This is a genomic window from Novosphingobium sp. (assembly GCF_041915465.1).
Classification (GTDB): Bacteria; Pseudomonadota; Alphaproteobacteria; order Sphingomonadales; family Sphingomonadaceae; genus Novosphingobium.
In genome coordinates, this window is the sequence record NZ_JAYSBK010000119.1 from 1 (window position 1) to 8,726 (window position 8,726).

Sequence of the window (8,726 nt, forward strand, 5' to 3'; positions counted from 1 at the left end):
CCTTGCCATCGAACAGCGCATAATCGCGCGCCGAGCGTCCCGAATTGTCCGCCCGGTCGGGATCGGCCCCGGCGGTCAGCAACACGCGCATCAGTTCGGTGTTGCGGTTGTGCACGGCGGTGATCAGAGGGGTTTCGCCCGCGTTGTTGCTTTCATCGATCTTGGCGCCGCGTTCGATCAGGAATTCGACCCCTTCGACAAAGCCGAGGTTGGCCGCGATCACCAGCGGGGTCACGCCCTTGGCGTCGCGTGCGTTGACGTTCGCACCCTTGCCCACCAGGTACTCCATCCACAGCAGGTCGCGCCGGGCGGTGACGATGTGCAAGGCGGTCTCGCCCGTGGAATAGTCCTTGTAGTTGACCAGATTCGGACCGCCCTTTTCGAGCATGTCGGTGACTGTCTGGCCTTCCTTCTTGCGAACCGATTCGAGCAGCTTGTAACCTTCGGTAAACTGCGCGGCAGCCGGCATCGGCAAGGCAAGTGAGGCAACCATCAGGCTGGCGACGACAGCCATGGGCGCACGAAATTTCGACACGGGACAATACCTCCTGCTGCACACCCCGCCGAGAATCGCGGCGGTAGGCGAAACCCTCCCCTTGCGCGGGGCGGTTTAGCAGAGCATGAACCGACGCGCCATGTTGAAGCCCCATATTCGTGTTTCGTCGCTGCTTGCCGCAATTGCGTTGGCAGCATGCTCGCCCGGTGCCGCCCCGGTGCCGATCCAGGGCACGGAACTGACCGGCGCCGAAATCGGCGGCCCCTTCACCCTTGTCGACAAGGACGGCAAGACCGTGAACTCCGGCGATTTCGCGGGCAGATACCTGATCGTCTATTTCGGCTACACCTTCTGCCCCGATGCCTGCCCGACCGACGTCGGTGTGCTGATGCGCGGCTTTGCCCAGTTCGAAAAGGCGCATCCCGAGCTTGCCGCCAAGGTCCAGCCGATCTTCATCTCCATCGACCCCGCGCGCGACACTCCGGCCAAGGTCGGCGAATTCGCCGCCGCCTTCTCGCCCCGCCTGATTGGCCTCACCGGTTCGCAGGCGCAGGTTGACGCGGCGGTCAAGGCTTACAAGGCCGTGGCCCAGCGCGGCAATGATACGCCCGGCGGATACCTGATGGATCACAGCCGCATGGCTTACCTGATGGGCCCCAAGGGTGAGCCGATCGAGGCCCTGCCGGTCGACAAGAATGCCGAGGCGGTCGCGGCCGACCTTGCTGCATCGGTCAAGTGAGCGAACTGCGCCCCCGCTTCTGGGAACTGCCGATCGACGCGCTCAGCCGCGACGAGTGGGAGGCGCTGTGCGACGGCTGCGGGCAGTGCTGCCTGCACAAGGCCGAGGATGAGGATACCGGGGTGATCTACCCCACTAACGTCGCCTGCCGCCTGCTCGACCTCAAGACCGGGCAATGCACCGACTACAAGCATCGCAAGCGCCAGGTGCCGGACTGCCTGAAACTCACCCCGAAGATCGCGGCAAGCATCAGCTGGCTGCCCGAAACCTGCGCCTATCGCCTGCGTGCCGATGACGAGCCGCTGCCCGCCTGGCATTACCTCATCTCGGGCGACCGCGAGAGCGTGCACCGCGCGGGCATGTCGATCCGGGGGCGGGCGATCAGCGAACTGGTGGCGGGGCCGCTTGAACAGCACATCATCCTGCCGCCCGGCATGGAACTGGCCGATGACGATGACGAATAGGCCGCAATGATCGACTGGCTGCTGCGCCCAGCCCGGCAAGAGCCGCAGGTTGAGGTAGCGGGCCGGATGCTGCCCGTGATCCTGCGCCGCAATGCCTCTGCCCGGCGCATGACGATGCGGCTCGCGCCCGATGGCAGCGAAGTGCGCATCACCCTGCCGCGCTGGGGCCGCACTGCCGAGGCGCTGGAATTCGCGCGCAGCAAGGCCGATTGGCTGAGCGCGCAGGCGCAGCGCCTGCCAATGCCGGTCACCCTCGCCGATGGGGCATCCCTGCCCTACCTCGGCACGCCGCACCTGCTGCGCCACGATCCCGCCCACCCGCGCCGGGTGCGGATCGAACCGGGTGAACTGCACGTCGGCGGACCGACCGAATCGCTCGCCCCGCGGCTGACCCGCTGGCTGGAAGGCGAGGCCCGGCGCCTGATGGCGGATGACCTGGCGTTCTACTGCGCGCGCGCGGACCGCCCCGTTCCGCGGCTGATGTTAAGCCGCGCCCAGCGCCGCTGGGGCAGCTGCGCAAAGGACGGGACGATCCGGCTCAACTGGCGCCTGATCATGGCGCCCGAATTGGTCCGTCGTTCGGTGGTCGCGCACGAGGTTGCCCACCTGGTCCATTTCGACCACTCGGACCGCTTTCACGAACTGTTGGCGCAGCTGTTCGAACACGATGTGCGCGCCGCCAACACCTGGCTCAAGCGCGAAGGGCGCGGGCTCTATCTGCCGCTTGGGTAAAACTGCGTAACGCCAAATTAACCATATCCGGCCGATCACGGCAGCGTGGCACGAATTGCATCAACCTTGTGCGCGGCGGCCCTGCTGCTGGTCGCCAGCCCCTCGCCGGGTCAGGATAGCTGCCGCCTGTGCTTTGGCGAAACGGCCGCCGTGCCGGGCGAGCGGGCACTGTCGATCGAAATCTGGGCCGACCTCAATTTCAGCAAGCTCGCGCTGACCGGGCAGGACGGCGGCAGCGCCGTGGTCGATCCCGCCACCGGCACAAAGCGCGCGCAGGGCGGAATGATCGACCTTGGCGGGATGACAGTATCCGGCCACGGCAGGATCAGCGGGATGCCGTACCGCGAAGTGCGGCTCGACCTGCCGCAGAAGGTGATGATGACGACCCCCGATGGCGGCACCGGCGAGCTTAACAGCTTCACCACCGATCTGCCCGCGCACCCGATGCTCGACGGGAACGGCAACCTTGAATTCAACTTCGGCGCGAAGCTGGTGATCCGCAGCGGGCGTGGGGGGAACTTTCGCGGGCGGATCCCGATTTCGGTCGATTACAACTGACCGCTGGCGCAAATGCGACACTGTCCCTATCTTGGGGCCATGTCCCTAGGCCCCATGTCTTTCCTGAAGAACGCCAACCCCGCCGGCGCGCTTGCCGATTTCCGGCAAGTCTATCGCGATGCCGGGCCGGGCCGTTGGAAGTATGCCCTGCTTGCCGCGCTGACCACGGCGGGAATCTTCTCGTCCATGGTCGGGGAAAGCTGGAAGAAGCAACGCAAGCTGCCCGAGATCACCTATATCACCTCGTGGCCGGCTGACCGGACCGAGGCGGAAACCAAGGCGTTCATCGCCGAAAACCAGAAGCGCAAGGAAGCGCAGGCAGAGCTTGAACGCCGCTACAACGAGGAAGGCCAGAAGCTCTGGATGGACGTCGGCCGGGCGACGGGGCTCGATGTCAACGACATGAAGCGCAAGGCCGACGCGGACAAGGCCAAGGCCGATGCCGCGGCGAAGGCGCGGGCGGACGCCGTGCTCAAGCAATCGAACATTGCCACTTCCGATTCAGGCAAGTCCGCCAAGCCCGGAACCGGTGAGTAAGGAAGACCAGCGCTGGCTGGCTGCGGCGGCAAGCCTTGCCGCGCGCGGGCTGCCGCTGTCCCGCCCGAACCCGGCGGTCGGCGCGATCATCGTCCAAGCCGGCAAGGTCATCGCACGCGGCTGGACCCGCGCGGGCGGACGCCCCCATGCCGAAGCCGAGGCGCTGGCGGCCGCAGGCGAAGCGGCGCGCGGCGCAACGCTTTACGTCACGCTTGAACCTTGCGCCCATCACTCGCAGCGCGGTCCAGCCTGCGCCGATCTTGTCGCGAAAAGTGGCCTTGCCCGCGTTGTAATCGGCTGCGGCGATCCCGACCCGCGCACCGCCGGAGCCGGGATCGAACGGATTCGGGCTGCCGGGATCCGGGCCGAGCTGATTCCCCACCCGGCCTGCGAGGCCAGTCTGGCAGGATACTTGCTGCGCCGCCGCGCGAATCGCCCGCACGTGACGCTCAAGCTCGCCACTTCGCTCGATGGCGCGATCGCCACGGCAGCCGGCGAGAGCCAATGGATCACCGGCACCGAAGCGCGCGCCCATGTCCACGCCCTGCGCGCCCGGGTCGATGCGATCCTGGTTGGCGGTGCAACCCTGCGCGCCGATTCGCCCCGGCTCGATGTTCGCCTTGCGGGCCTCGCAGACCGCTCGCCCGAACGCTGGGTGCTGACGCGCGGCGCGGCGCCCGCGGGCTGGCACGCGCTCGCCGCACCCGAAGCGGTCGGCACGGCCATGCCCGAGGCGCAGTACCTGTTCGTCGAAGGCGGCGCAGGGGCGGCAGCGGCCTTCCTCGCGGCCGACCTGGTTGACCGCCTGGTGATCTACCGCGCGCCCATTGTCATCGGCGGCGGGCGACCTTGCATTGGCGACATCGGGCTGAAGGGCCTTGCCGACGCCCACGGCCGCTGGGCGCTTTTCGACCGCCGCCAGCTTGGCAACGACCTTCTCGAAGTCTACGAGCGCAGCTGATGTTTACCGGAATCATTACCGCCGTCGGCACGATCCGCGAATCCCGTCAGCAGGGAGACCTGCGCGCCCGGATCGCCTGCCCCTATGACCCCGCCCACATCGCGATTGGCGCATCGATCGCCTGTTCGGGCGTCTGCCTGACCGTGGTCGAACGCGGGGGCAGCGCCGGGGATGCCTGGTTCGCGGTCGACATCTCGGGCGAAACGATCAGCCGCACCGTCCCGGGCATGTGGGCCGAAGGCGGCAAGCTGAACCTCGAGCAGGCACTCAAGCTGGGCGACGAGCTGGGCGGCCATATCGTTACCGGCCATGTCGATGCCGTTGGCCGGGTCGTCAGTCGCACACCGGTTGATGGCTCGATCCAGTTCGTGATCGCCGCGCCTGCGGAAATCGCGCCCTATGTCGCGCCCAAAGGATCGATCACGGTCGATGGCGTGTCGCTGACGGTCAACTCGCTGGAAGATCAGGCCGACGGGTCCTGCCACTTCATGCTCAACATCATCCCGCACACCGCCGAGGTTACGACCATCGGCGCGCTCAAGACGGCCGACAGCGTCAATCTCGAGATCGACGTGCTGGCCCGCTACCTCAAGCGGATGCAGAGCCTGAAGGACTGAGCGGCCCGTCCGCGAAACTTTCGCGGGTGATTTCATAGACCACGTGGCGCGACGGGCCGGAAGCGGTTTCCGCGATGTCGAAGCGGTCGGTCAACCTGCCGCCAATCTTCACCATCGCCCCGCGCGAGCGCAGGTTGCGTTCGCCCACGCGGAAGTCGACGCGTTCCACGTAGCGCAGCGCGTGGGCGAGCATCAGCCGCTTCATCTCGCGATTGCAGGTCCCGCCCCAATGGCTGCGCGCAAGGAAGGTCCAGCCGATCTCGACCGAGCCGCCATTCGCTGGATCGTAAGCCTGAAAGCGCGACGAACCGACGATCTTGCCGCTGCTCCGGTCGATCACGGCCAAGGCCCCGCCCTGCACGAGCGCATCGGCAAAAAAGGTCCGGAACACCGGCTCCTGCCACCGGTCATTCGCCGGGTGCAGTTCCCAGACAAGCGGATCGCTGGCGACGGCGTAAAGCGCGTCCCAATCGTCCGGGGTCAGGGGGCGCAGCTCCAGCCGATCCCCGATGAGGACCGGCTGGCGGTCCATCAGGCGGCAACCGTGGCGACGTCGGCGATGAACTTGTCGATGTTGCCCATGGTCAGCCCCGCCACGTTGATCCGGCCTGATCCGGCCATGTAGATGCCATGGTCATTGCGCAGCCTGAGGATCTGTTCCCCGTTCAGCGGCAGGACCGAGAATAGCCCGTTCTGGCCGCCCAGCGCCGCGAAATCGACCGAACCGACCTTGCCGGCGGCGGCCAGCCTGGCGCGGACCTGGTTCATGCGAGTGCGCATGGAGTCGAGCTCGTCGAGCCACAGCTTGGTCATGCCCGCATCTTCAAGGATCAGGCGGACCGCGGCCGCACCATGGTCGGGCGGCATCGACCAGGCCGCACGGGCCAGCGCGTGGCCGTTCGACAGCGCGGCACCCAGCTGCGCCGGGTCCGACACCATCACGTAAACCGCGCCCACACGGTCGCGGTACATGCCGAAGTTCTTGTCGCAGCTGTAGGCGATCAGCGCCTCGGGCACGGCCGCGAGCACGCAGCGTACGCCATAGGCGTCTTCTTCCATGCCCTTGCCCAGGCCCTGATAGGCCAGGTCAAGCACCGGCAGCACCTTGCGCGCGGCGATCAGGCCGGCGATTTCGTCCCAGTTCTCGTTCGAATAGTCGATGCCGGTCGGGTTGTGGCAGCAGCCATGCAGCAGAATCGCATCGCCCTCGCCCGCTTCGGCCAGCACGGCGCGCAGCGCGTCCATGTCGACTACGCCGTCCTTGGTCGCGTGGTTGAAGGTCTTCAGCTCGACACCCAGGTCAGCGAGGATCTGCGCATGGTTGGGCCAGCTCGGCACGCCCATGATGATTCGCTTCACGCCCGCGCGCTTGGCCAGCGCAACGGCCAGACGCACGCCGCCGGTGCCGCCCGGGGTCTGCATCCCGTCGATCCGGCCGCCCTTGGTGGGATCGTCCTTGCCGAACACATATGGCATCAGCGCGTGGACGAAGCCCATATCGCCTTCAGGGCCGAGGTAGGCCTTGGAATCCTGCGTTTCGAGCAGCTTCTTCTCCGCCGCCTTGATCGCCGCGAACACCGGCGTGTCGCCCTGGCCGTTACGATAGACGCCCACGCCAAGGTCGATCTTGTCGACGCGCGGGTCTTCGTTGTGAAGCTTGATCAGCGCAAGCAGCGCATCGGCGGGCTGTTGTTCGAGGTTGTTCAGCATAGCGCCGGGCGATTACCCTTGGTCGCCGCAAGGGGCAAGACTTCTTGTTTGCACCGGCTCGGTCCCGCGGAAAACCGCATCGTCGCGACATGCTTGCGCGCCTGTGCCTTGCGCGTGTAGGGCGGCTGGCATGGAATCCCCCTTTGCCAGCATGCTGCCGCGCCCCGCGCTGCCCGATACGTTCAAATCCGCGATCCTGCGGGGCATCAAGGGCAAGTGCCCGCGCTGCGGCGAGGCAAAGCTGTTCGCCCGCTTTCTGAAGCCGGTCGCCTGCTGCCCCGCCTGTGGTCAGGACTGGACCTTGCACCGGGCCGATGATTTTCCGCCCTACGTCTCGATCATCATCACCGGCCACGTCATGGCCCCGGTGATCATCGAACTGGCCGGGAATACCAATTGGCCGATGTGGTTGAAGCTGGCGGTCTGCGTGGCGATTGCCACGGTGCTGATGATTGGCCTGCTGCAACCCGCCAAGGGCGGCATCATCGCGTTGCAATGGTGGAACGGGATGCACGAATTCAAGCCGGGCGGCCGTGACGAACTGGCTCGCGCGGCGGGCGGCGGGACCAGCGCCTGACGCGCGTGCCTAGGGCTCGATCATCCCCGAACGGATGAATTCGGCCTCGATCGCCTTCGCCGCAGCGGGATTGGTCTTGGCGATATGGTCTACCATCGCGCGGCCGGTGGCCTGCATCATGTCCGCCTCGAACGCCGGCGTACTGTAATTCGACCACCGCGCGTCGATGGCAGTCTTCTTCGGGCCAAGAGCCAGGATCTTCACGCCTAGCGGCGAAACGAAAAAGTCCATGATCGGCTTGCGCTGTTCGGGCGAAAGATCGCGCGCCGCGCGTACACCGGCATTGCTCAGATCGGTCTTTACGGCACGATCGGAAACCTGCTCCGTCGACACAGCATCCTGCGAAATCGCCTTGTAATCGGTCGAACGGTTGATCGAGCTGACAAAGGCTCGGACTTCGGGGCGGCGGAAGAACGCGGCTGCCTCCAGCGCATCCTCGGTGGTCAGGTTTTCCTGGTATAGCGCCGAAAGGTCGGCCCGGTAGGACGGGAGTATACTTTGCATGTGCCGCACCATTACGGGCTTCAGCGCCGCGCCGATCGCATCGATCAGGCCCGGGAAAGCCGCTTCCAGTTGTGCAAGGTCGGGATTGCCCTTCTGCATCGCCTGGAGCAAGGCGGATATCATCGTATCGACCTGGAACTCGATATCGTCGCCGGTAACCACGGCCGCGGCCAGTTCATCGCAAGCCGCCTTATGGGCCGCCTGATCCTTGGCTACGGTCGCCACAGGGGCAGGCGGCGGCGCGGCCAAAGCCGGGGTGCCAAGCAAAAGCATCGGCAGCATGGCGGTTCGCAGGTTCGTGTCGGGTCCTTGTCAGGCGCCCCGGCTGACCGGGGCCTGCGCGCCACGACTAAACCAGTCCGCTGCGACAAAAAACAGGAAATTCAGCTACAAGCCAGACAGCAGGTCAGAACGGCAGCCACTTCTGCTTGGTCGAAAACTTCATGTAGCCGGCATTGATGCCAAGCCGCAGTCCCACCCCCATGCGGATCGGGATCAGCACGATATCCCCGCGCCGCAGGTAGCTGGCCGTAAAGCCGCCAATCACATAGGCCTGACCCTCGCCGGCGGGGAAGCGCTTGTAGAGGTCGTCGGTGTTGTAGAGGTTGTAGACCAGCACGAAGGTATTGCCCACGTTAGCCCCGGCATCGAAACCGATCGATGGGCCCGTCCAGTAGACCGGACGCTGCCCTTCGACCTTGTGATAGAGCGTGCCCGAGCCATAGCGCAGCCCCACCACGAGCGCGCCGCCGCCTTCGCGCCCGACGATATAGGCGTTGGGTTCGCCCTGCTTCTTGAGCAGGTCCTGGATCATCTGGGCGAGCCCCTGCG

13 protein-coding genes are annotated in these 8,726 nt (G+C 66.0%); 8 read left to right on the plus strand and 5 right to left on the minus strand.

What is annotated here, in order from left to right; genetic code table 11:
* The coding region (locus tag ACE3SN_RS14935; RefSeq protein ID WP_374531327.1) for an ankyrin repeat domain-containing protein at window positions 1-514 on the minus strand (514 nt) is incomplete at its 3' end.
* Between the two features lie 121 nt (window positions 515-635).
* Here ACE3SN_RS14935 and ACE3SN_RS14940 point away from each other — a divergent pair.
* The 7 genes from ACE3SN_RS14940 to ACE3SN_RS14970 all read left to right on the plus strand — a co-directional run bounded on the left by ACE3SN_RS14940 (window position 636) and on the right by ACE3SN_RS14970 (window position 5,104).
* On the plus strand, window positions 636-1,235 hold the full coding sequence (locus ACE3SN_RS14940) for an SCO family protein (protein WP_374531329.1): 600 nt from the start codon (window positions 636-638) through the stop codon (window positions 1,233-1,235).
* Window positions 1,232-1,699, plus strand: coding sequence for a YcgN family cysteine cluster protein (locus ACE3SN_RS14945; RefSeq protein ID WP_374531331.1), 468 nt, complete (start codon window positions 1,232-1,234; stop codon window positions 1,697-1,699). The genes ACE3SN_RS14940 and ACE3SN_RS14945 overlap by 4 nt, the downstream gene beginning before the upstream one ends.
* A 6-nt stretch (window positions 1,700-1,705) precedes the next feature.
* Window positions 1,706-2,431: a M48 family metallopeptidase gene (locus tag ACE3SN_RS14950; protein ID WP_374531333.1), complete on the plus strand. Its 726-nt coding sequence runs from the start codon at window positions 1,706-1,708 to the stop codon at window positions 2,429-2,431.
* 66 nt (window positions 2,432-2,497) lie between these two features.
* Window positions 2,498-2,989 carry a DUF4402 domain-containing protein gene (locus tag ACE3SN_RS14955; protein WP_374531335.1) on the plus strand — a complete coding sequence of 164 codons (492 nt, stop codon included), beginning with the start codon at window positions 2,498-2,500 and terminating at the stop codon, window positions 2,987-2,989.
* A gap of 54 nt (window positions 2,990-3,043) precedes the next feature.
* Window positions 3,044-3,526, plus strand: a complete 483-nt coding sequence (locus ACE3SN_RS14960; RefSeq protein WP_374531337.1) for a hypothetical protein — start codon at window positions 3,044-3,046, stop codon at window positions 3,524-3,526.
* A complete protein-coding gene (ribD, locus tag ACE3SN_RS14965; RefSeq protein ID WP_374531339.1) occupies window positions 3,519-4,487 on the plus strand; it encodes a bifunctional diaminohydroxyphosphoribosylaminopyrimidine deaminase/5-amino-6-(5-phosphoribosylamino)uracil reductase RibD in 969 nt (322 codons plus the stop codon). The genes ACE3SN_RS14960 and ribD overlap by 8 nt, the downstream gene beginning before the upstream one ends.
* A complete protein-coding gene (locus tag ACE3SN_RS14970) occupies window positions 4,487-5,104 on the plus strand; it encodes a riboflavin synthase (RefSeq protein WP_374531341.1) in 618 nt (205 codons plus the stop codon). The genes ribD and ACE3SN_RS14970 overlap by 1 nt, the downstream gene beginning before the upstream one ends.
* Here ACE3SN_RS14970 and ACE3SN_RS14975 read toward each other — a convergent pair.
* Window positions 5,076-5,636 carry a GNAT family N-acetyltransferase gene (locus ACE3SN_RS14975; protein WP_374531343.1) on the minus strand — a complete coding sequence of 187 codons (561 nt, stop codon included), beginning with the start codon at window positions 5,634-5,636 and terminating at the stop codon, window positions 5,076-5,078. The genes ACE3SN_RS14970 and ACE3SN_RS14975 overlap by 29 nt on opposite strands.
* On the minus strand, window positions 5,636-6,814 hold the full coding sequence (locus ACE3SN_RS14980) for an aromatic amino acid transaminase (RefSeq protein ID WP_374531345.1): 1,179 nt from the start codon (window positions 6,812-6,814) through the stop codon (window positions 5,636-5,638). Before ACE3SN_RS14980 ends, ACE3SN_RS14975 begins: the two co-directional genes overlap by 1 nt.
* Before the next feature lie 130 nt (window positions 6,815-6,944).
* Between ACE3SN_RS14980 and ACE3SN_RS14985 the strand changes: the two genes are divergently transcribed.
* The gene (locus ACE3SN_RS14985; RefSeq protein WP_374531347.1) at window positions 6,945-7,391 is read left to right on the plus strand and encodes a DUF983 domain-containing protein; all 447 of its coding nucleotides are present in this window, start codon (window positions 6,945-6,947) and stop codon (window positions 7,389-7,391) included.
* Between the two features lie 9 nt (window positions 7,392-7,400).
* Here the strand turns inward: ACE3SN_RS14985 and ACE3SN_RS14990 are convergent, their stop codons facing one another.
* Window positions 7,401-8,177: a hypothetical protein gene (locus ACE3SN_RS14990; RefSeq protein WP_374531349.1), complete on the minus strand. Its 777-nt coding sequence runs from the start codon at window positions 8,175-8,177 to the stop codon at window positions 7,401-7,403.
* Window positions 8,178-8,301: 124 nt separating this feature from the next.
* A partial coding sequence (locus tag ACE3SN_RS14995; protein ID WP_374531351.1) for a DUF1134 domain-containing protein occupies window positions 8,302-8,726 on the minus strand: 425 nt, incomplete at its 5' end.